The organism is Rhizobium sp. 0TCS1.26 (assembly GCF_050455525.1).
Classification (GTDB): Bacteria; Pseudomonadota; Alphaproteobacteria; order Rhizobiales; family Rhizobiaceae; genus Neorhizobium.
Genome location: NZ_JBCIYV010000001.1, coordinates 1,114,144 through 1,135,876 on the forward strand (window position 1 = coordinate 1,114,144; position 21,733 = coordinate 1,135,876).

Consider the following 21,733-nt stretch of genomic DNA (forward strand, 5'->3'; position numbering starts at 1 on the left):
AGGATTAGGCGAGCGGCGCGCCGAAGGCAATCAGGCTTTCGCCGGCGCGCCGGATTTGATCAGACCGATACCTTGGCGGAGGAGACAGTCGCATCGATATGGTCGATGAGCGCATCCGGCAGGCCAAGGCGGCCGGCGAGGAGGTCGAGGTAGCCGCGCTCTGCCCGGGTGTCGGGATCGATGGTCAGGCGGGTCGCGGTGTAGAGTTCTACCTTCTGCTCCTCGGTGCGGGCAGCCGCGACGAGATCGTCGATGTCGACCGGATTGGCAAGCTCCTGCCGGATGAACGCCTCCGCCTCATCGCCGAGATCGACATCATGCACCTTTTCCATGATGTTGGCGCGCTCGGCCGCGTCGATATGGCCGTCGGCCTTGGCGGCTGAAATCATCGCGCGCACCAGCGTCAGCGCAAAATCGTTGGAAAGCTGCGGCGACTGCAGGGAAAAGGCCGAATCCGGCGGCGGCAGCGCAATCGGTTCGGCAGCAGCCGGTGCCGGCTGCAGTGCCGCCTGCGGCGACTGGCCGGACTTGTAGTTCTTGTAGGCGAGATAACCGAGACCGGCGACGGCAGCGATGCCACCAACGGTGACGACGTTGCCGGCGATCTTGCGGCCGGTCTTGGTGCCGAGAAGGGCGGCGGCAATGCCGGCGGTCTTCAGCGGATTGTTCTTCGCGATGTCGCCGAACTGACCTGCGCGGCCTTTGACGCTGTCCGGAAGACCGGGCATCTGCGAGCCGAGGAACTGGTCAAGAAGCTTCTTTGCGTCGAACATCCATATCTCCTGTCGATTGGGGCTGACTTGGAGATAGGCACGGTGACGCGGAATACAAATTTCCGCGACGCCGATAACGCGATTGTCAGAAGGAGGCCTGGAGCGATCAGCCCTTCAGCGCCGCAGCTTCCGCCGCAAGCCTGGTGATGCCCGCCCAGTCGCCGGCCGCGACCATTTCCTTCGGCGCCACCCAGGAACCGCCGACGCAGACGACGTTGGGCAGCGACAGGTAGTCCCGGGCGTTCTTGAGCGAGATGCCGCCGGTCGGGCAGAACAGCGTGCCAGCGAGCGGCGACGACAGCGCCTTCAGATAGGCAGCGCCACCGGCCTGTTCGGCGGGGAAGAACTTCATGACGTCGTGGCCCGCTTCGCGCAGCGTCATCACTTCGCTCGCCGTTGCCGCACCCGGCAGCAGCGGCACGTCGGAATCCCTGGCGGCGGCAAGCACGCCCGGCGCCACGCCCGGGCTGACGATGAAGGTCGAGCCCGCCTTGACGGCTGCTTCGAAATCACGGGCGTTGAGGATGGTGCCGGCGCCGACCCGGGCGCCTTCGACTTCGGCGGCGACCGCACGAACCGCGTCCAGTGCTGCCGGCGTGCGCATGGTGATCTCGATTGCCATCAGGCCGCCGGCAACCAGTGCCCGCGCCAGCGGCACGGCCGAGGCCACGTCCTCGACGATCAGCACCGGCACCACCGGCTGCAGCTTCAGGGTGGCAAGCAAGCTGTCGGTCTTGGCGGCCATCATCAAAACTCCCGCATTCATTGAAACGATTGAAATCCGAAGGGTGAGATAGCGCGGTGCCTTCGGCCTGTCGAGGAAAAACGATCCTCCCCGGTCCGCCGGGTACTGGTCGGATGCGATAGACTGCAATAGGTTAGAGCCGTTGCAAAACCGGGATCAGCGATGGCCAAGGAAATCGAACGCAAGTTTCTCGTCCGTTCCGACGACTGGCGCGACAGCGCCGTTTCCGCATCGAGCTTCCGGCAAGCCTACATCGTTGCCGCCGACGATCGCAACCTGCGCGTCCGGCTGGTGAATGACGTGCAGGCGAAACTCACCTTCAAGGTCGGCGACGGAACCCTCACCCGCGACGAATACGAATACGAAATTCCCGCCGACGACGCACGCGAACTGCTCGGCGCGACGGTCGGCACGATCATCGAGAAAACCCGCCATGTCGTTCCCTTCGCCGGCTTCACCTGGGAAGTGGATGTCTTCGAAGGCGTCTATGCGGGGCTCGTCGTCGCCGAGGTCGAACTGCAGGCCGAAAGCGACGAGCCGCAGCTTCCCGACTGGATCGGTGTCGAAGTGACCGGCGACCGTCGCTATTCCAACATGGTACTGGCAACCGAAAATCTAGCGGCGGAGCTTGGCCATGGCCTATCGCATCAGGCCCTTTAAGACCTTCACCGACGAGTTCCGCCGGGTCGCTGCCGGGCAGCTCGACAAGGCGATTGCCGAACTGAGCGACCAGCCGGACGGGCCGCATGCCGCGATCCACGCAGCCCGCAAGCGCTTCAAGCGGCTGCGGTCGCTGTACCGGCTCATCCAGCCGGACGCCAGGGACGTCTACCACCGCGAGAACGTCCGCATCCGAGACATGGGCCGCACGCTCTCGGCGGTGCGGGATGCGACGGCCCTGGTGGAGACCGTCGACGACCTGATGGGCTGTGCCACATCGGACGAGGAGCGCGCTGCCCTGTCGTTCGCGTTGAATGCGCTCAGTGAGCGCCGTGACCGGATAGCGGCTGCCGAGGTCGACCTGCCCGGCAAGATCGACGCAGCGATCGCGACCTGCCGTGCGGCGCTTGAGGCGCTCGACGAACTGGATCTGGCCGATGGTCGCAGCCGCACGGCCAAGCGGCTGGCGAAGGCCTGGGGCAAACGGCAGGCAAAGGCGCGCCATGCGCTTGCCCGTTGCCGCACCACCCATGCCGGCGGTGACTTCCACGAGTTGCGCAAATCGGGGCAGACGACCTGGATGCACCTGTCGCTGCTGCGCGACCTGTGGCCGACGGCGATGGCTGCCAAGCAACGCGAGGTGAAGCGGCTGGTCGACATGCTGGGCTACGAGCACGACCTCACCGTCCTTACCCAGACCGTCAACGAGAACCCTGAACTGTTCGGCGACAGCGACACGCTGGCGCGGCTGATCGCTGCCATCATCCTGCGTCAGCAGGCGATCCGCAGCGAGGCGTTGGAACTGGCCGAGCTTGTCTTCGCCGACGATCCGGAGCGCGAGGCCGACATCATCGCCATGCTGTGGATCGAGACGGCAAACCGAAACCGGTGAATTTCAACCGACAGTGACCGGCACGCCCGCCTGCTTGACGAATGTCAAAGGGCATCCTTTGCGCCGAAATTCGTTGCGTCGCAGGCGAAGAGGCAGTATTTCGCGGGCCATGAACCACACGTCCGACAGCCCTTCCGGCAGCTTCTGCGTTGCCGCGCTCTACCACTTCGCCCGCTTCGAGCGTTTCGACAGCGTGCGCGAGCCGTTGCAGGCATTGTGCGAAGAGAACGGCGTCAAAGGCACGCTGCTGCTCGCGCGCGAGGGCATCAACGGGACGATTGCCGGGCCTGATGCAGGGATCGCCGCCGTGCTGTCCTACCTGCGCGCGCAGCCGGAATTCGCCGGGCTGGAGCACAAGGAGAGCCGGGCGTCGAAGATGCCGTTCCTGCGCATGAAGGTGCGTCTCAAGAAGGAGATCGTCACCATGGGCGTCGAGGACATCGACCCCAAGCGCATCGTCGGCACCTATGTCGAGCCGAAGGACTGGAACGCGCTGATCTCCGATCCCGACACCATCGTCATCGACACCCGCAATGACTATGAAACGGCGATCGGCATCTTCCAGGGTGCCGTCGATCCGAAGACCAAGACGTTCCGCGAATTTCCCGACTGGGTGAAGAACAATACCGGCCTGCACAACAAGCCGAAGATCGCCATGTATTGCACCGGCGGAATCCGCTGCGAGAAGGCGACCGCCTTCATGAAGGAACAGGGCTTTGACGAGGTCTACCACCTAAAGGGCGGCATCCTCAAATACCTTGAGGAAGTGCCCGAGCAGGAAAGCCTCTGGGAAGGTGCCTGCTTCGTCTTCGACGAGCGGGTGTCGGTCACGCATGGCCTCAAGGAGGGCGATCACCGCCTCTGCCATGCCTGCCGCGAACCGATCACGCCGGAGGTCCGCCAGTCGCCGAAGTTCGAGGAGGGCGTCTCCTGCCCGCACTGCTACGATACGCGCTCGGAGGCTGATCGCGACCGCTACCGCCAGCGCCAGCTGCAGATCGAGCTTGCCCGCAAGCGCGGCGAACGCCACCTCGGCTCCTGAACAAAGTGGCGTTTTCTAAGCGCTGATCGGGAGCCGTATCAGCGGTCCCCGTTCGCGCAACTGGTCGATCTCCTCTGCCGGAACCGCCTTGCCGAACAGGAACCCCTGCAGGAGATCGCAGCCGGCCTTCTGCAGTGCCACCGCCTGTCCCTCTGTCTCCACGCCTTCTGCCGTCACCGGCATCTCGAGCGATTGCGCCAGCGCAACCGTTGCCCGCAGCATTTCGATTGCCCTGCTGTCATCGCAGATGGAATCCACCAGCGACTTGTCGAGCTTCATCCGGTCGAAACGGAACTGGCGCAGATAGCCGACGCTCGAAAAGCCAGATCCGAAGTCGTCAAGCGCGATCTTCACTCCGGTCTGGCGCAGCAGGTCGAGCGTCTTGCGTGCCCGTGACGGGTTCTGGATGAAATAGGTTTCGGTGAGTTCCAGCGTCAGGCGAGACGCATGGATGCCGGTCTGCGTCAGAACGTCAGCCACGTGCCCGACAAAAGCGGGATCACGGAACTGGCCGGGCGAGACGTTGACCGAGAGCGCCAGATCCGGCCAGGCAACCAGCGTCCTGCAGGCCGTGCGCAGCACGTGAAGGCCGAGCATGTCGATGAGCCCGGTGCTCTCGGCGACCGGGATGAAGACTTCCGGCGACACGGGCCCATGGCCAGCTCTTGTCCAGCGCGCCAGCGCCTCGACGGCTGTGACACGCAGGCTGCAGGCATCGACAACCGGCTGATAGGCCACCGTGACCTCCTGCCGTTCGAGCGCCGCCCGCAAGTCGAGTTCCAGAAGATTGCGCTCCTCGCGCTCGTCATCCATGACCGGGTCGTAGAGCGTCCAGCGACCGCGTCCCTCTTCCTTGGATCGATACATCGCCATGTCGGCGCGGCGGATCAGTTCTTCGCCCTGCACCAGGCCACGCCGGGAGAAGGCAAGCCCGATGCTGCAGCCGATGACGGCAATGCGCTCGCCGATGGTGATCGGCTCGCCGAGAAAATCCAGCACCCGTTCGGCCAGTTCGACGGCGTTCTTCTGCACGTCATAGCCGATGAAGGCGACCGCGAACTCGTCGCCACCGAGGCGTGCTAGCACAGGTTCGTCGCCGACCAGCACCCGCAACCCGGCCGAAACGCTGCGGATCAGAAGGTCGCCGGTCGCATGCCCGTAGGCGTCGTTGACTTCCTTGAAGCCATCGAGGTCGAGATAGAGAAGCGCCACGTCCTTGCCGTCACGCTGCGCCATGTTGATCAGCTCCGCCATGCCGGCGAACAGCCCGGTCCGGTTCGGCAGACCGCTCAGCCGGTCGGTGAGCGACAGCTTGACGGCCGCCGCTTCGTCCGCGCTCATCCGCGACAGGGCTTCGTTGCCGCTGACGAAGAGCAGAAGCATGTAGATGGCGATCATCGCCACGGCGCACCAGACCAGCGGCCGCACCTGCGCAAGGCTGGCGTCTCCGGGGGAGCGCGGCACCCAGGCAAGTCCGCCGATCGGCTGGTCGTTCGGGCCGAGGATTGCCACCCGGTGCGACAGGTCGCTCGACGGCGGCACCAGATGCAGGCCTGGAAGCACATAGGCCCTCGACAGCCGCTCGATCGTCTCACCGGCCAGGTGCCGCATGAGGACGACATAGTGGTTGCCGCTCGGCTTGCCCATCCGTTCGCCGGAGGTCTTGCGGATCACCCCGATGCCGACGGCGGCGATGCCCTTGACCGTCTCGACGAAGCCGGTGACTTCCGGCAGCGCATCCTCCGGCAGTTGCTTGAGCGGCTCGAACAGCGCCAGAACGCCAGGCGTCACGTACTGATCGAGCTCTTTGATCGGCACGCCATCGGAATGCGCAGACAGGCTGTTGCCGGCGGGATCGAGGACGATCACCACGTCGAAGAGATCGCTGTTGAGGCTCATCTCGCCGAAATTGCGCTCGATCCAGTCGATGTCGCGCTGCTGGTAGATATGTCCGGCGGCGTCATCCCAGGCGGCATAGTCGTGGAGCGTCGCGCGGATCTGGTGGCGGAAGGTCTGCAGGGCGCCGGTGACGGCTTCGCGCGAACGCTCCTCGTCGAGCTGGTTGGCGTAGTGACCCACCCGGTCGAGCGCGGTGAAAACCATCGCCGACACGGAGATCATCACGGCCGCGAAAATCAGCAGCATCGAACGGACCACCGAACGGCGGTCCAGTTTCGCTGCGGATTGTTTCAGATGAGAGGGGACAAACCGCATTCCAAAGCCCTGGCCAATCCGTGGATTATGCCTTGGAACAGTTCAATTAGACTTAACGGCGCGCGCCGGTTCCAGCCATACGAAAAAGGCTCCCTCGCCGCAGCGAGAGAGCCTTCCGTTGGGTTGTCAATGAGCCGCTCTGGGCCTTACCAGGCGGGGATCACGGCGCCCTTGAACTGCGTGGCAACGTAATCCTTGACCGCGGCACTGTGGTAGGATTCGACCAGGGTCTTCACCCATGGCTTGTCCTTGTCGGCGGCGCGGACCGCCAGAACGTTGATGTAGGGTGCCTTCTCGCCTTCACGGCCGATCGGGTCCTTGGCCGGGTCGAGACCGGCTTCCAGCGCGTAGTTGGTGTTGATCACCGAGGCATCGACGTCATCGAGGGCGCGCGGCAACTGGGCAGCGTCGAGCTCGGCAAACGTGATGTTCTTCGGGTTTTCGACGACATCTGCCGGAGACACCTTAAGGCCTGCGCCTTCGCGGATCTTGATCAGGCCCTTGTCCGCGAGGATCAGCAGCGCGCGGCCGCCATTCGTCGGGTCATTCGGGATGGCGACCGAAGCGCCGTCCTTCAGCTCGTCGAGGCTCTTCACCTTCTTCGAATAGATGCCCATCGGGAAGTTGACCGTCTGGCCGACGCTGACGATATCGAAGCCGCGATCCTTCACCTGGTTGTCCAGGTAGGGCTGGTGCTGGAACGAGTTGGCCTGCAGGTCGCCGTCCGTCAGCGCCTGGTTCGGCACGACGTAATCGGAGAATTCGAGGACCTCGAGGTCGAGGCCCTTCTCGGCCGCGACCTTCTTCACCTGCTCCATGATCTGCGCATGCGGGCCGGGCGTCACGCCGATCTTGATGGTCTCGGCCAGGGCTGCGCCAGCCGACAGAAGCGCGGCGAAGGAAGCTGCGAGAAGAAGTGTCTTCATGGATGTCTCTCCGGATTGCTATTTGGGGTTCGAATTCGGGTCAGGAATTGCGGTTGCGCTTGTCGAACCGGCGGGCCAGCACGTCGCCGGCACTCTGGACGACCTGCACGAGCACGATCAGCACGATGACGACGGCCGCCATCACTTCCGGCATGAAGCGCTGGTAGCCGTAGCGGATGCCGAGGTCTCCAAGCCCGCCGCCGCCGACTGCGCCGACCATCGCCGAGTAGCCGATCAGGCTGACCAGCGTCAGCGTCAGGGCGAGCGTGATGCCGGGCTTGGCTTCGGCGATGAGCACCTTGGTGACGATCTGCCAGCGCGTCGCGCCCATCGCCCGGGCCGCCTCGATGAGACCGCGGTCGACCTCGCGGATCGCCGCCTCGATGAGCCGCGCGACGAAGGGGATGGTGGCAATGGTGAGCGGCACGATCGCCGCGTTGGTGCCGATGGAAGTGCCGGCGACCAGCCGGGTGAAGGGAATGATCGCCACCACGAGGATGATGAACGGCGTCGATCGGGCCGCGTTGACGATGAGCCCGACGATGCGGTTGGTCATTGGCGCGGCGAACAGCTCGCCTTTTGCGCTGTTGGCGAGGAAGACGCCGATCGGCAGGCCGACCAGCGTACCGATGGCACCGGCGATCGCCACCATCTGCAGCGTCTGCACCAGCGCCTTCCAGAGGAGCGAGATGAGCATATCAGGCGCCATAGCCGAGCACCTCCGTGGTCAGGCCGGTTTCGGCGTAGAAGTCTTGCGCCCGCGCGACGACGGCGGGATCGGCAGGATAGGACACGACCAGTGAGCCGAAGGGTTCGCCGGCGATCTCGTCGATGGTGCCGGCCATGATGTTGACGTTCGAGCCGATCCGCTCCACCAGCTGCGCGGTCAGCGGCTTGAAGGCGGTATCGCCGAAGAACACCAGACGGACGAAGACGCGGTCGCCTTCCGCCGGCTGCGGCTTGATCGTCGACTTCACCCATTCCGGCAGCTTGACCCCGAGCGACGAGGACAGCAGCGCTACCGTCGTCTCGTGCTGCGGCCGGGTGAAGACGTCGAACGTGCGGCCGCTCTCGACGATCGAACCTTTGTCGATCACCGCCACATGCGAGGCGACCGATTTGACGACCTCCATCTCGTGGGTGATCAGCAGCACCGTGAGGTCCAGCTCGCGGTTGATCCGGCGCAGCAGTTCAAGGATCGACTGGGTGGTTTCCGGATCGAGCGCCGAGGTCGCCTCGTCCGACAGCAGCAGTTTCGGCTGGGTGGCGAGTGCCCGGGCGATGCCGACGCGCTGCTTCTGGCCGCCCGACAGTTCCGCCGGATAGCGGCCGGCCTTGTCCGACAGACCGACCAGATCGATGAGCGGTGCGACCCGCGCCTTGATCGCCTGGCGGTCGAGCCCGGCAATCTCCAGCGGCAGGCCGATGTTGCCGTAGACGGTGCGCGACGCCAGGAGATTGAAGTGCTGGAAGATCATGCCGACCTCGCGGCGCAGGCGACGAAGTCCCGGCTCGTCGAGGGCCGCGACATCGACGCCATCGACCGTCACGCGGCCGGACGTCGGCCTTTCCAGACCGTTGACCAGGCGGATGAGCGTCGACTTTCCGGCACCCGAGCGGCCGATGATGCCGGCAATCGCACCCTTCGGCACGACGTAGTCGACGCCGGACAGGGCTTCGAATTCGCCTTGCCCGCGGCGGTCGGGGAAACGCTTGCCGACCTTTTCGAAGGTCACCATGGGTTGGACCGGATCGCCTCGGTCAGCCGATTGCGCGCCATTGCGCGACGGCGCCAGGGTGTCGTTGATGGATAGCATGGGTAGTCTCTTCAGGGTGGCCGCAGCGGCGGCAAGGTCAGGAGCGTGCTCGGATCAGCGCAAGCAACACATTCGACGCATGTTACGCCGTTTCGTCATCCCGACATATCCTCGATCAATACAATGGTCCGGCAAACCGGATCTGAGGGCTCTGCTTATCGCATCGGTCAGCCGCATTTCCGAGGAAAACGAATCCGAAGAAACCGTCTCACCGGAAAAATACATGCGGGAAGCGCCGGTATCACGGCACCTCCCGTTGTCCCTTAGCCTCAGGCGACCGTGGTGACGAAGCTATCCGTCGGGCGCCGCACCTTCTTCAGGCCGGCCAGCCAGTCGCCTTCCGGCTCCCGGTAGCCGAGCGGCAGCAGCGTCACGGAGCGCAGACCGCGCGCCCGCAGCCCAAGGATCTCGTCGACCTTCTCCGGCTCGAAGCCTTCCATCGGCGTCGTGTCGACCCCCTCGAAGGCTGCCTGCGCGACCGACATGCCGAAGCCGATATAGGCCTGGCGGGCGGCGTGCTCGAAGTTCACCTGCGGGTCACGAACCGGGTAGGTGTCGAGCAGCATCTTGCGGTAGTTTTCCCAACCCTCGTTGGTCACCTTGCGCTCGTCGTTGACGCGATCGAACATCTCATTGATCCGGTCGGTCGTGTAATTGTCCCAGGCAGCGAAGACCAGGAGATGCGAACCCTCGGTGATCTGCGCCTGGTTCCAGGCGACCGCGCGGATCTGCTGGCGGATGTCGGGATTGGTGACGAGGATGACTTCGAACGGCTGAAGTCCGCTGGAGGTGGGCGCCAGACGCGCCGCCTCGATGATGCGGTCGACCTTGTCGTCGGAGACGGACCTGGCGGGATCCATCTTCTTCGTCGCGTAGCGCCAGTTGAGTTTTTCGAGAAGCATAGGCTTATTTTACCTTCGGCATTGGTGCAGCAGGACGGGTGAGGCCGTCCTACAGGCTGACGCTGTTTAGGTAAAAATCTGCTCGTCGCATACAAGTGGGCACGGCCAGATAACCGTGGAGAACCTGGTCGACCACCGGTGATGAGGCGCGGCCCACCTTAGGCGGCCAGGAGCACCGGCTGGGTGAACTGCTCGAACGACGGTCTCGCCAGCAGATAGCCCTGCACAAGGGTGACGCCCAGATCGCGCAGCACCTGCAACTCGCCTTCCGTCTCGATCCCCTCGCAGATCGGCGTGATGCCGAAGTCGGCGAGCATCGCCAGCGTGTGCTTGACGACGATCCTCTTCGCCGGCTGGGTATCGATGTCGCGGATGAGCTCCATGTCGAGCTTGACGATGTCCGGCTGGAAGCGGGCCAGCAGGTTGAGGCCCGAATGGCCGGCGCCGAAGTCGTCGATCGCCGTCTTGAAGCCGATCGTCCGGTAGGTTTCCAGGATGCGCAGCAGATGACTGGTATCGACGCGCTCGTTTTCGGTGAACTCGAAGACGATCCTGTCGAGCGGGAAGCCCAGCCGTTCGGCGGTCGCCAGCGTCAGGCGGATGCACGCGCGCGGTTCGTAGACGGCATTCGGCATGAAGTTGATCGACAGCAATTCGTCCGTCGCGCCCGGCGACAGCTTTGCCGCAAGCTCGATCGCCTTCACCCGGCACTGCTGGTCGAAGGCATAGCGGTTCTCGTCATTGACGCGCGACAGGACGCTTCCCGCCCCCTCGCCGCCGCTTCCGCGCACCAGCGCCTCCTGGGCAAACACGCGGCGACGATCGAGATCGACGATCGGCTGGAACGCCATCGAGAATGGAACCTCGAACGCCTTTCCGTCCTTGCACCCTGCGCAGCCGACAGCCATCTTCAATTCTCCCTCTTGTCCGTAGGGTTGAGATAGGCCGCGTCCGGTAAAAGTTTAGCCTTGGCGAGGCGAGAGAGTGGCTTTAACCGGCTCTATGGTTACCTTTTGGGAACTGCGCCGCCAGCTGCGTATACCATTTGCCGCTCTTCTTCACGGTCCTGACCTGCGTCTCGTAATCGACATGCACGAGCCCGAAGCGCATGCTGTAGCCTTCCGCCCACTCGAAGTTGTCCATCAGGCTCCAGGCGAAATAGCCCTTCACCGGCAGCCCCTTGCTGATCAGGTCGGCCGCCGCAGCCAGGTGATCGCTGATGTAATCGAGGCGCGGCTGGTCGTTCACCTCGCCGTTCTCGACCTCCGTGTTGTAGCAGGCACCGTTCTCGGTGATGTACATCTCCGGCAGCTCGTAGCGATCGTAGAGATCGACGACGAGATCGGTCATCGCCGACGGAAAGATCTCCCAGCCGATGTCGGTCTTTTCCGGATTGACGAATGGCGCCGGCTGGGTAGCCGGAAACTCCGCGCCTTGCCTGGCATCGTCCAGAACCCGCATCGGCGTATAATAGTTGAGCCCCCACCAGTCGAGCTTCTGGTTGATGACGGCAAGATCGCCGTCCTCGACCGCGGGCATCTTGTCTCCGAGCGCCGATACCAGGCTCTTTGGATATTCGCCCTTGAAGACCGGGCCGAAGAAGGCGCCGTTGTGGAAATCGAAGGCCCGCTCGGCGGCGGCCTTGTCCCCGGCGCTGTCCGATCCGGCAATGACGGAATGCGCGTTCAGCACCAGGCCCACCGGCACATTCGGCGTCACGTGGCGGATCGCCTCGACCGCCAACCCGTGTGCAAGATTGGTGTGGTGCATGGCGGCAAGCGCCGCCCGCATGTTGCGCTCGCCCGGTGCGTGGATGCCGTAGAGATGGCTGAGCCACACGGAGCACCAGGGTTCGTTGAACGTCGCGACCGCATCCAGCCGGTCGCCGATCCGCGCCATCACCACCTTGGCATAGCGCTGAAAGGCATAGGCCGTCGACCGCGCCGCCCAGCCGCCGTCACCCATCAGCGCGAGCGGCAGGTCCCAGTGGTAGAGCGTCGCAAAGGTCTTGATGCCGCGCGCCTTGCAGCCGTCGACGAGCCGGTCGTAAAAATCCAGACCCTTTTCGTTGATCCGCCCGACCCCCTCCGGGATGATCCGCGGCCAGGCGATCGAGAACCGATAGGCCTCGACGCCCATCTCCTTGATCAGGTCGAGATCCTCGTCCAGTCGATTGTAATGATCGCAGGCGACGTCGCCGCTGTCGCCGTTATGCACCCGCCCCGGCATCTTGGAGAAAGCATCCCAGATCGACTGCTTTCGGCCATCCGCCCTGGCAGAGCCCTCGATCTGATAGGCGGCGGTCGCAACGCCGAACAGGAAGTCGCCGGGGAAGCGGGCTGCAAGGGTCTTTGGATCGATCATCGGAAGGGTCCTTCGGTCATCACTGCCAGATCACGCCGGCGAGGCTTGCTGCGCCAACGAGATCTGTCAGCGGTGTAGATCAAAGCGATTTCCGGGTGAAGAAGGGCAAGTGCAAAAACTGCAACGCGGCAGTTTACTTATATAAAGGCCATGGAACTGGCACGGATTGGTTCTCCCACAGGGCCACCGCCTTGCGCGACGGCCCTGTGGGAACTTGGGGAAGGACTTACACCTTCACCCAGCTGCCGTTCTTCTTCGAGCTCTCGATGCAGGCGGTGACGAACGCCACCCCCTTCACCCCATCATCGACCGTCGGATAGACCACCGCGGGATCGACCGCGACGCCCGATTTGCGCGCGTTGATCGCCGCTGCGGCTTCCGAATAGATCGTCGCAAAGGCTTCCAAGTAGCCTTCCGGATGACCGCTTGGAATGCGGCTGACGCGGGCAGCCGACGGACCGGCACCGGCCCCGCCGCGGGTGATCAGCTGTTTCGGCTCGCCAAGCCGGGTGAACCAGAGATAGTTCGGATCCGCTTGCGTCCATTCGAGGCCCGCCTTGGTGCCGTAGACCCGCACCTTCAGGCCGTTTTCGTTGCCGGTCGCCACCTGGCTGCACCACAGCAGGCCCTTGGCGCCGCCCGCAAAGCGCAGCATCACATGGGCATTGTCGTCCAGACGGCGCCCTTCGACGAAGGTGTGCACGTCGGCAGCCAGCTCCTGCAGTTCCAGGCCCGAGATGAAGCAGCCGAGATTGTAGGCATGCGTGCCGATGTCGCCGGTCGAACCGCCGACACCCGATTGCGCCGGATCGGTGCGCCAGACGGCCTGCTTGGCGCCGGTCTGCTCGACCGGTTCGGCCAGCCAGTCCTGCGGATACTCCATCTGCACCAGACGGATCTCGCCCAACTCACCGCTTGCCACCATGTCGCGCGCCTGGCGCACCATTGGATAGCCGGTGTAGTTGTGGGTGAGGATGAACAGCGCATCGGCCTTGTCGGCCACCTCCTTCAGCTTCTTCGCGTCGTGAAGGTTGGAGGTCAGCGGCTTGTCGCAGATCACATGGATGCCGCGCTCCAGGAAGGCCTTGGCGGCGGCAAAGTGCACATGGTTGGGCGTCACAATGGAGACCGCTTCGATACCGTCTGCGCGGGCGGCTTCCTTCTCCGCCATGGCTTCGAACGAGCCGTAGCAGCGGGCCGGATCGAGACCCAGTTCGCGACCTGAGGCAAGTGACTTGTCCGGCGTCGACGAGAGTGCGCCGGCAACCAGATCGTAATGGTCGTCGAGCCGGGCTGCCATGCGGTGCACGGCACCGATGAACGCCCCCTGCCCGCCGCCCACCATGCCGAGCCGGATCTTTGCCGCCCGCTGCTCGGTCTTGCTCGCTTTAATGGTCATGAAATTTCTCCTCGATAAATGCACTTTAGGTCCCCCTCAGCTGCCGCCATCTCCCCCACAAGGGGGGAGACACCGGGCGGGACCGTCTCCGCCGATCGCACCGGCAGCGGTCAGGTCAAGCCCTCCCCCTTGTGGGGAGGGTGGGGAGGGGTCTTATGAAAGCCCCAGCATCCGCCGGTTGGCTGCCTCGTCGGTGCCACCGGCGGCAAAATCGTCGAACGCTCTTTCGGTGACGTTGATGATGTGCGCCTTGACGAACTCGGCACCCTCGCGCGCGCCGTCCTCGGAGTTCTTCAGCGCGCATTCCCATTCGACGACGGCCCAGCCGTCGAAATCATTGGCCGTCAGCTTGGAAAACACGGCGCCGAAATCCACCTGTCCGTCGCCCAGCGACCGGAACCGTCCGGCGCGCTGCACCCAGCCCTGATAGCCGCCATAGACGCCCTGCCGGCCGGTCGGGTTGAACTCGGCATCTTTGACGTGAAACATCTTGATGCGGTCTTTGTAGATGTCGATGTTGTCGAGATAATCCAGGCACTGCAGCACGTAGTGCGAGGGATCGTAAAGCATGTTGGCGCGCGGATGGTTGTTCACCCGTTCGAGGAACATCTCGAAGGTCACGCCGTCGTGCAGGTCCTCGCCCGGATGGATCTCGTAGCAGACGTCGACGCCGTTCTCGTCGGCAACATCGAGGATCGGGCTCCAGCGGCGCGCCAGTTCGTCGAACGCCGTTTCCACCAGGCCGGCCGGCCGCTGCGGCCAGGGATAGATGAACGGCCAGGCAAGCGCGCCGGAAAACGTCGCATGCGCCTTGATGCCCAGATGGCGTGACGCCTTCAGCGCCATCTTCACCTGCTCGACGGCCCATTCCTGCCGGGCCTTCGGATTGCCGCGCACTTCGGGTGCCGCAAAACCGTCGAAGGCTTCGTCATAGGCCGGATGCACGGCGACCAGCTGGCCCTGCAGATGGGTGGAAAGCTCGGTGATCTCGATGCCGTTGTTGCGGGCCACGCCGGCGAGCTCGTCGCAGTAATCCGTCGATTCCGAAGCCTTCTTCAGGTCGATCAGCTGCCCGGCCCAGGTCGGTACCTGGACGCCGATATAGCCCTTGTCGGCAGCCCACTTGGTGATGCCGTCCCAGCTGTCGAAGGGAGCCTGATCACCGGCGAACTGGCCGAGGAAGATGGCGGGACCCTTGATCGTCTTCATGAAATTCTCCTCCCTGAGAATGCCTGCAACGTTACAGTCAGGGCTACCCAATTTCGGCGAGCCGCACAACCGTCGATCTCGGCTCCGCCCGGACGAGCCGGGCGAAACCGCTGCTTGGATAGCTAAGGCTGAAAATCAGAAGGGCGAGTCCGGGAAGTAGTAGTTCTCGGCATTGTCCTTGGTGATCAGCGTCGCGTCGAGCGTGTAGGTGCCGTGAACCGGGACCTGGTCGTAGATCGCGGCCGCCGTCAGTTCCATCGCCGTACCGACCATCGACGGCGGGTAGAGCACGTCGACCGGGATCATCTTGTCGCCGTCCATGACCTTCTTGATCATGTCCTTGGAGCCGGCACCGCCGATGACGTACTTGATGTCGGTGCGCTTGGCCTGGTCGATGGCCTGCAGCACGCCAACCGCCATGTCATCATCCTGGCACCAGACGACGTCGATCTTCGGATGCTTGGTGAGGAAGTCCTGCATGACCTTGAAGGCGTCATCGCGGTTCCAGTTGCCGAACTGACGGTCGAGAACCTTGACGCCTGAGCCGGCGATCGCCTTGTCGAAGCCGTCCTGACGCTGCTGGTCGATCGGGATGGGCAGGCCGCGGATGACGACGACCTGGGCGTCCGGCGTGTTGTCCTTGATGTACTGGCCGGCCACTTCGCCGAGCGCCGGATTGTTGCCGGCGACGTAGAGATCGCGGACGGAGTTGTCGTTGGTCGACGGCGCCCGGTCGACGATCGACACGAAGGTGCCCTTGCCCTTGATCTCCTTGATGGCGTTGACCAGCGGGTCGGGATCGGTCGGCAGGATGACCAGCGCGTCGATGCCCTGCACTTCCAGGTCCTGCAGCGCGTTCGCCTGGGTTGCCGGATCCGGCGAGGTCTTGACGACCACCTTGAGGCCCGGATGCTCCTTCATCAGCAGCTCGGCGACGCGGTTGGCGTGGTAGACGACGCCGGCGGTCCAGCCGTGGTCGGCCGCCGGAATCGAAACGCCGAGGGTTTTCGTATCCTGCGCCTGCGCGGCGCCGAACACTGCCGTCATGGCGACGGCCAGTCCAATGATCTTCTTCATGTTTCTCCTCCCAAAGTGTCACAAGGGTCGTGGCATGCCGGAACGGGGGACCCAAAGGCCCGCCCCGGTGTTTCCCGGTCCCGATCAGTCGTCCGGCAGGCGCTTCGCGTCGCTGCCGGGACCGCGTCAGGACCTGCGTGCCAGCGAGCGCTGGACAAGCATGGCGATGATGATGATCGTGCCCTGGATGGCGCCGATCAGATATTCGGAAATGAAGTTCGACAGCAGCATGATGTTGCCGACGAGTTCGAGGATGAAGGCGCCGCAGATCGTGCCCCAGACGCGGCCGGCGCCGCCCTTGAGCGCCGTTCCGCCGACGACCACGGCGGTGATCGCCTGCAGCTCCCACAGGATGCCGGTGGTGGCGGACGTCGAGCCGAGACGCGGCACGTAGAGCAGCACGGCGATCGCAACGCACAGTCCCTGGATGACGAAGGCAATGATCCGGACGCGATCGACGGAGACGCCCGAATAGCGGGCCACGTCGCGGTTCGAGCCGACGGCCGTAACGTGCCGTCCGTAGCGTGTCCGGTAGAGGATGAAGGCGGCAATCGCGGTGACGACGAGGATGATCAGGATCGGCACCGGAATGCCGAGCACCGAGCCGAAATAGGCCGGCCGGTAGAGCGCCTGCTGCTCGGCCGAGCGGAGCGTGATGGCGCCGCCCTGGCTGAGCCAGGTCGTCAGCCCGCGATAGATGCCCATGGTGCCGAGCGTGGCGATGAACGGCTCGATGCGGCCAACGGTGGTGATCAGGCCGTTGGCGAGCCCGCACAGCGAGCCGATGACGAGCGTCAGCGCCATCGCGGCCGCCAGCATCAGTCCCGGATCGGCGATCGCGCCGGAGTTCATGAACAGGATCATCAGGCTGGCGACGAAGGCGACCATCGAGCCGACCGACAGGTCGAGGTCGCCCGACGAGATGACGAAGGTCGCGCCGACGGCAATAATGGCGATGAAGGCCGAGCGGGTGGCAACGTTGGAGAGGTTGGTGAGACCGATGAAGTTCGGGTTGACCAGCGCCCCGATGATCAGCAGCAGCGCCAGCGCGGCGAACGGCGCAACCGCCCTCAGATCGATGTCGCGCCAGCGCCGGCTGCGCGGCCGTCCAATCTCGGTTTCCGTCTCGCTCGTCATGTCCACCCTGTCCTCCTGGCGGATCCCGGCAACCTGCTGGGCCGCTTGTATTGCGTGTTGTCTCTGCGGGCGTCAGCCGGCCGCCTGTCTCCGCAGGCCGGCGGCATAGCGCATGATCACCTGCTCGGAGATCTCCTCGCCCTCCAGCATGCCGACGATCCGTCCCTCGCGCATCACCGCCACCCGCGTGCAGAGGCCGATCACCTCCGGCATTTCCGAGGAGACGACGATGATCGAGCGGCCTTCGCGCGCCAGCGCTGCGATGAAATGGTAGATCTGCTGCTTGGTGCCGACATCGATGCCGCGCGTCGGCTCGTCGATGATGACGATGTTCGGCTCGATTTCCATGATCTTGGCGAGCAGCAGCTTCTGCTGGTTGCCGCCCGACATGCGCCCGACCCGCACGAGATCGTCGCGGACGCGGATGTCGAAGCGGCGCTTCGCCCGCGCCATCGCCTTGGCCTCGCTACCCGGATCGAGATAGCCGTGCCTCAGATGCTGCTCCAGCGCCTGCAGCGTCAGGTTGACCGTCATCTTCTCGCCAAGCAGCAGCCCGTGCCCCTTGCGATCCTTGGTCATGTAGGCAAGACCATGGGCGTTGGCGGCGCGAAAATCGCCCGGCGGAATGCTCTTGCCGCGGATCTCGACGGAACCGGACTGGCGCGACCTGAGGCCGGCCACCGCCTCCATCAGCTCCGTACGACCCGAGCCGATCAGGCCTGAAAAGCCGAGCACCTCACCCTTGCGAAGCTCGAAGCTTGCATCCCGCACATAGCCGGTGGTCAGATCACAGACCGACAGGACCACCTCTTCGTCGACGTCCGGCTCGTGCTTGGCCGGATAGAGGCTCGACAGCTCGCGGCCGACCATCAGCTGGGCGATCGCCTCGCCGTCGAGCATCGATGTCGGGGCCGTCTTCACCCACTGGCCGTCGCGCAGCACCGTCACCCGGTCGGTCAGTTCCATCACCTCGTCCAGCTTATGGCTGACGAAGACGAAGCTGGTGCCCTTGGCTCGCAGCTTGCGCACCTCCTTGAACAGGAGGCCGGTCTCTTCGCGCGACAGCACGGCCGTCGGCTCGTCCATGAAGATGATCCGGGCATCGCGGCTGATCGCCTTGGCGATCTCGACCATCTGCTTGTCGGCCACCGACAGCGAGCTGATCAGCGCATTCTCGTCGATCGACGAGCCGAGTTCATTGAGGACGCGCCGGGTCTCGCGGCGCATGAAGCGACGGTCGAGCACGCCGAAGCGCGTGACTTCGCGGCCAAGGAAGAGGCTCTCGGCGACGGTCAGGTGATCAGCAAGGTTGAATTCCTGGTGGATGATGACGATGCCCAGCGCTTCGGCCGCACCATTCGGCGGCAGGCTGACCGGCTCGCCATCCAGAAGGATGCGGCCGGCGGTGGGCTGCTCAAAGCCGGAGAGGATCTTGACGAGAGTGGACTTGCCGGCGCCGTTCTCGCCCATCAGCGCGTGGATCTCGCCGGGCCGCACGTCGAAATCGACGCTAAACAGCACCTGCACCTCGCCGAAGGATTTGGAGATACGCTCCGCCACGAGCACGGGTGCCCGCGCCTCGTCTCCACCCATTGTCATGACAACCCTCCCAAACGGCTCCTCAACCGCTGTCAGCCTCTGTGTAAACCTTTACATGCCAAATGTAAAGGTTTACATTTTTCGCATCCTGGGGATATCGAAGCTTCCTCGGCTTCCGCCCCGGCCGTCACGACTGTAACGTCGCGAGCAATTCCAGCACACAAAGGGATGGGCCGCAACAGTGACGAGTGCCGCGACCATCGAAGATGTCGCCCGCCTGGCAGAGGTATCGATCGCCACTGTCAGCCGCGCCATCCACACGCCTGAAAAGGTGGCAAAATCAACGCGGCAGCGGGTCAACCAGGCGATTGCCATCACCGGCTATACGACCAATGCCATGGCGCGGTCGCTGCGCATGGGCCGCTCCAACATGATCCTGGTGCTCGCCCCGGACATCGGCGACCCGAACTTCTCGTCGATCCTCATTGGCCTGGAGAACGAGGCACGCGCCCACGGCTACGGCGTGCTGATCGGTCATACGCAGAACGACCCGGAACGCGGTCTCGAATATCTGAAATTCCTGAGCTCCAACCAGGCCGCCGGCATGGTGCTCTTCACCGGCCATGCGCCGTTCGGCCATCAGGTCGTGTCCGGCCGCCTGCCGCCGTCGGTCGCGGTCTTCGAGCCGGTCTTCGGCAGCCAGACCCCTTACGTGGGCGTCGACGATGTGGCGGGCGGACGAAAGGCTGCGGAATACCTGCTTGCCTCCGGCCACCGGCGGATTGCCTTCATCGGCGACAGCAAGACGCGGCTCGGCTATCAGCGCCGCCGCCAGGGCTATGACGCAGCGATGGACGCCGCCCGGATCCCGCCGAACCAGCGAATGGTGCTGGATGGCGACGGCACGATGGAGAGCGGCCGCCTGGGCGTCGAGCAGCTTTTCATGCGCGACACGCTGCCCACCGCCTTCATGGGGGTGAACGATGCGACCGCGCTCGGCGTGCTGGCAGGCCTCGCCGCACGCGGCTACGACCTGCCGCGCGAGTTCTCCGTCATCGGCTTCGACGACGTGCCGCAGGCGACGTATGTGAAGCCGGCGCTCACCACCATCCGCCAGCCGCGCACGGCGATCGGCCGCCACGCCATGGCGCTGCTGCTCGAAAACCTCAGCAACCCGCCGGCCGAAAAGCGCGAGATCCTGATCATGCCGGACCTTGTCGTCCGCGGCTCGGTGACCGAGCCTGGAAGACGCTGAGGCGTAGCGAGCGTCGGTTCAGGTCGGCCGGACACGCAGGCCTTGCGCCAGGACCGTGAACGCCTCGATCGCCCTCGGCAGGACAGCCTGCGGCTCGCGGCTGGCCGCGACCCACAGCGCTGCATTGAGCGCCGCGCCGCTCAGCAGCCGCGCGGCGGCTTCCGCATCGACCGGCTTGCAGATCCCCTCGGCAATCAACCGCTCGACGGCGCGCTGCGTCTCCTTCAGACAGTCGCTCTGGCTCGGCCACTGCGACGGATCACCCAGAACCGCCGGCCCGTCGAGCAGGACGATCCGCTGCACCTCTGGATCGAGCGCCATCTCGATATAGGCCACGCCTTCGGCAAGCAGCGCGTCCCATTCGCTCGTCTGGCGCGCACCGATCGCCTGGGCCCTGGCTGCCATGTCGGAATCGATCTGGTGAACGACCGCCGCCAGCAGCCCCCGCTTGTCGCCGAAGTTGTGATAAAGCGCGCCGCGCGTCAGCCCGGCCTCGGCTGTCAGATCGTCCATCGAGGCGGCAGCATAGCCTCTCTCTGCAAATGCCTTGCGCGCCGCGGCAATCAGCTTTGCCCGGTTTTCCTCCATGGTCTCGACACGTCGCCTGGCCATCACGCCCTCAAGGTTTCACATACGTACCGTATTTCGTTTGACATACGCGACGTATTCGAATTAAACATACGCTTCGTATATCAGATGTATTGACGGCTTTGAAGCATCGGTTTCGAGCAGCCCGATGCACGCCGCCTCATCCAGCGACAAAGGAACGACACGATGACCAAGCGCCAGCCCATCTTTCCGGAAGGCCGCCATGCGCTCTACGAACAGCACGGCTATTCGGCAGCCGTGCCTGCGGGCGAACTGCTGTTCGTCTCCGGCCAGGTCGGCAGCCGGACCGACGGGACGCCGGAGCCGGACTTCGAGCGCCAGGTGATCCAGGCCTTCGAGAACCTGAAGGCGACGCTCGCCGCCGCCGGCTGCACGTTCGACGACATCATCGACGTAACGACCTTCCACACCGATCCGCAGAACCAGTTCGAGACGATCATGGCGGTCAAGCAGCAGTTTCTCGGCGAGCCGCCTTACCCGACATGGACGGCGGTTGGCGTCACCTGGCTTGCCGGCTTCGATTTCGAGATCAAGGTGATCGCCCGCATCCCGTCTGCCGGCGCCTGACCGGCAGCTGGCCGGAGGTAGCCGAATTGCCGATGGGTCGGCTTCAGTGATAGACAGGAGGGCTGCGGGACGATGTTCCGCGCCGTCATCGTCTTCATGGAGTTCCCGCGTGAGCGTCGCCTTTACCAAGGAAGAAAGTTCGGAAACCGCAGCGGAAACCCTGCTGCCGGACCGGCCGATCTCGCCCCATCCGAACCTCGTGACGGAACAGGGTCTGAAGCTTCTCGAAGCCCAGGTGGTCGTGGCGCAGAAGGCGCACGAAGTCGCCATGACCATCGACGATGTCAATGAACGGCGCCGGCAGGCAGCCGGGCCGTTGCGCGATCTTCGGTATCTGGCCGAGCGGCTGCGCACGGCGCATGTGGTGGCTCATCCCGCGTCAGCCGATACCGTGGCCTTCGGCAGCACGGTGACCTTTGCCCGCGACGATGGCCGCGTCCAGACCTACCGCATCGTCGGTGAGGACGAGGCCGATCCGAAGGCCGGCTCGATCTCCTTCGTCTCTCCGGTTGCCAGTCGCCTGCTCGGCAAGGCCGTCGGCGATCTGGTCACCGTCGGTGACCAGGAGCTGGAGATCACCGAGATCGGGTGAACCGCCGGCGCGCC

The 21,733-nt window shown here is 64.4% G+C and carries 21 protein-coding genes; 6 read left to right on the forward strand and 15 right to left on the reverse strand.

Features of this window, described 5'->3' with window-relative positions:
- Window positions 1-59 precede the first annotated feature (59 nt).
- Together AAIH46_RS05510 and AAIH46_RS05515 are read right to left on the reverse strand one after the other, a co-directional pair.
- Entirely contained in the window at window positions 60-773 is a 714-nt protein-coding gene (locus AAIH46_RS05510; RefSeq protein ID WP_430304611.1) for a tellurite resistance TerB family protein, read from the reverse strand.
- Between the two features lie 106 nt (window positions 774-879).
- Entirely contained in the window at window positions 880-1,518 is a 639-nt protein-coding gene (locus AAIH46_RS05515; RefSeq protein WP_430304612.1) for a 2-dehydro-3-deoxy-phosphogluconate aldolase, read from the reverse strand.
- A 162-nt stretch (window positions 1,519-1,680) separates the two neighbouring features.
- On the opposite strand from AAIH46_RS05515, the gene AAIH46_RS05520 reads away from it, so the two are divergent.
- From AAIH46_RS05520 to AAIH46_RS05530, 3 genes are all read left to right on the forward strand, one after another.
- Entirely contained in the window at window positions 1,681-2,178 is a 498-nt protein-coding gene (locus tag AAIH46_RS05520) for a CYTH domain-containing protein (RefSeq protein WP_430304614.1), read from the forward strand.
- Window positions 2,153-3,070 carry a CHAD domain-containing protein gene (locus AAIH46_RS05525; protein WP_430304615.1) on the forward strand — a complete coding sequence of 306 codons (918 nt, stop codon included), beginning with the start codon at window positions 2,153-2,155 and terminating at the stop codon, window positions 3,068-3,070. The genes AAIH46_RS05520 and AAIH46_RS05525 overlap by 26 nt, the downstream gene beginning before the upstream one ends.
- 109 nt (window positions 3,071-3,179) lie before the next feature.
- The gene (locus AAIH46_RS05530) at window positions 3,180-4,112 is read left to right on the forward strand and encodes a rhodanese-related sulfurtransferase (protein ID WP_430304616.1); all 933 of its coding nucleotides are present in this window, start codon (window positions 3,180-3,182) and stop codon (window positions 4,110-4,112) included.
- A gap of 15 nt (window positions 4,113-4,127) precedes the next feature.
- Here AAIH46_RS05530 and AAIH46_RS05535 read toward each other — a convergent pair whose 3' ends face one another.
- The 12 genes from AAIH46_RS05535 to AAIH46_RS05590 form a co-directional block, all read right to left on the reverse strand.
- On the reverse strand, window positions 4,128-6,257 hold the full coding sequence (locus AAIH46_RS05535; RefSeq protein ID WP_430304618.1) for a bifunctional diguanylate cyclase/phosphodiesterase: 2,130 nt from the start codon (window positions 6,255-6,257) through the stop codon (window positions 4,128-4,130).
- A gap of 215 nt (window positions 6,258-6,472) precedes the next feature.
- On the reverse strand, window positions 6,473-7,252 hold the full coding sequence (locus AAIH46_RS05540) for a MetQ/NlpA family ABC transporter substrate-binding protein (RefSeq protein WP_430304619.1): 780 nt from the start codon (window positions 7,250-7,252) through the stop codon (window positions 6,473-6,475).
- Window positions 7,253-7,292: 40 nt separating this feature from the next.
- On the reverse strand, window positions 7,293-7,961 hold the full coding sequence (locus tag AAIH46_RS05545) for a methionine ABC transporter permease (protein WP_430304620.1): 669 nt from the start codon (window positions 7,959-7,961) through the stop codon (window positions 7,293-7,295).
- Window positions 7,951-8,991 (reverse strand): methionine ABC transporter ATP-binding protein, encoded by a 1,041-nt coding sequence (locus AAIH46_RS05550; RefSeq protein ID WP_430305013.1) that lies wholly within the window; start codon window positions 8,989-8,991, stop codon window positions 7,951-7,953. Before AAIH46_RS05550 ends, AAIH46_RS05545 begins: the two co-directional genes overlap by 11 nt.
- 347 nt (window positions 8,992-9,338) lie before the next feature.
- A complete protein-coding gene (locus AAIH46_RS05555; protein WP_430304621.1) occupies window positions 9,339-9,971 on the reverse strand; it encodes an NAD(P)H-dependent oxidoreductase in 633 nt (210 codons plus the stop codon).
- Window positions 9,972-10,129: 158 nt separating this feature from the next.
- Window positions 10,130-10,879 carry an EAL domain-containing protein gene (locus AAIH46_RS05560; RefSeq protein ID WP_430304622.1) on the reverse strand — a complete coding sequence of 250 codons (750 nt, stop codon included), beginning with the start codon at window positions 10,877-10,879 and terminating at the stop codon, window positions 10,130-10,132.
- 82 nt (window positions 10,880-10,961) lie between these two features.
- Window positions 10,962-12,335 carry a GH1 family beta-glucosidase gene (locus AAIH46_RS05565; RefSeq protein ID WP_430304623.1) on the reverse strand — a complete coding sequence of 458 codons (1,374 nt, stop codon included), beginning with the start codon at window positions 12,333-12,335 and terminating at the stop codon, window positions 10,962-10,964.
- Window positions 12,336-12,561: 226 nt separating this feature from the next.
- Window positions 12,562-13,734: a Gfo/Idh/MocA family protein gene (locus AAIH46_RS05570; RefSeq protein WP_430304624.1), complete on the reverse strand. Its 1,173-nt coding sequence runs from the start codon at window positions 13,732-13,734 to the stop codon at window positions 12,562-12,564.
- Between the two features lie 153 nt (window positions 13,735-13,887).
- Window positions 13,888-14,943 carry a sugar phosphate isomerase/epimerase family protein gene (locus AAIH46_RS05575; protein ID WP_430304625.1) on the reverse strand — a complete coding sequence of 352 codons (1,056 nt, stop codon included), beginning with the start codon at window positions 14,941-14,943 and terminating at the stop codon, window positions 13,888-13,890.
- Window positions 14,944-15,078: 135 nt separating this feature from the next.
- Window positions 15,079-16,020 carry a substrate-binding domain-containing protein gene (locus AAIH46_RS05580; RefSeq protein WP_430304627.1) on the reverse strand — a complete coding sequence of 314 codons (942 nt, stop codon included), beginning with the start codon at window positions 16,018-16,020 and terminating at the stop codon, window positions 15,079-15,081.
- A 126-nt stretch (window positions 16,021-16,146) separates the two neighbouring features.
- Entirely contained in the window at window positions 16,147-17,157 is a 1,011-nt protein-coding gene (locus tag AAIH46_RS05585) for an ABC transporter permease (RefSeq protein ID WP_430304628.1), read from the reverse strand.
- 72 nt (window positions 17,158-17,229) lie between these two features.
- Window positions 17,230-18,756: a sugar ABC transporter ATP-binding protein gene (locus AAIH46_RS05590; RefSeq protein ID WP_430304629.1), complete on the reverse strand. Its 1,527-nt coding sequence runs from the start codon at window positions 18,754-18,756 to the stop codon at window positions 17,230-17,232.
- Between the two features lie 181 nt (window positions 18,757-18,937).
- On the opposite strand from AAIH46_RS05590, the gene AAIH46_RS05595 reads away from it, so the two are divergent.
- The gene (locus AAIH46_RS05595) at window positions 18,938-19,951 is read left to right on the forward strand and encodes a LacI family DNA-binding transcriptional regulator (RefSeq protein WP_430304630.1); all 1,014 of its coding nucleotides are present in this window, start codon (window positions 18,938-18,940) and stop codon (window positions 19,949-19,951) included.
- Between the two features lie 18 nt (window positions 19,952-19,969).
- Here AAIH46_RS05595 and AAIH46_RS05600 read toward each other — a convergent pair whose 3' ends face one another.
- On the reverse strand, window positions 19,970-20,563 hold the full coding sequence (locus AAIH46_RS05600; protein ID WP_430304631.1) for a TetR/AcrR family transcriptional regulator: 594 nt from the start codon (window positions 20,561-20,563) through the stop codon (window positions 19,970-19,972).
- Window positions 20,564-20,725: 162 nt separating this feature from the next.
- Here AAIH46_RS05600 and AAIH46_RS05605 point away from each other — a divergent pair, with 162 nt between their 5' ends.
- The gene (locus AAIH46_RS05605; RefSeq protein WP_430304632.1) at window positions 20,726-21,127 is read left to right on the forward strand and encodes a RidA family protein; all 402 of its coding nucleotides are present in this window, start codon (window positions 20,726-20,728) and stop codon (window positions 21,125-21,127) included.
- 109 nt (window positions 21,128-21,236) lie between these two features.
- Window positions 21,237-21,719 carry a transcription elongation factor GreA gene (gene greA / locus AAIH46_RS05610; RefSeq protein WP_430304634.1) on the forward strand — a complete coding sequence of 161 codons (483 nt, stop codon included), beginning with the start codon at window positions 21,237-21,239 and terminating at the stop codon, window positions 21,717-21,719.
- Window positions 21,720-21,733: the final 14 nt, after the last annotated feature.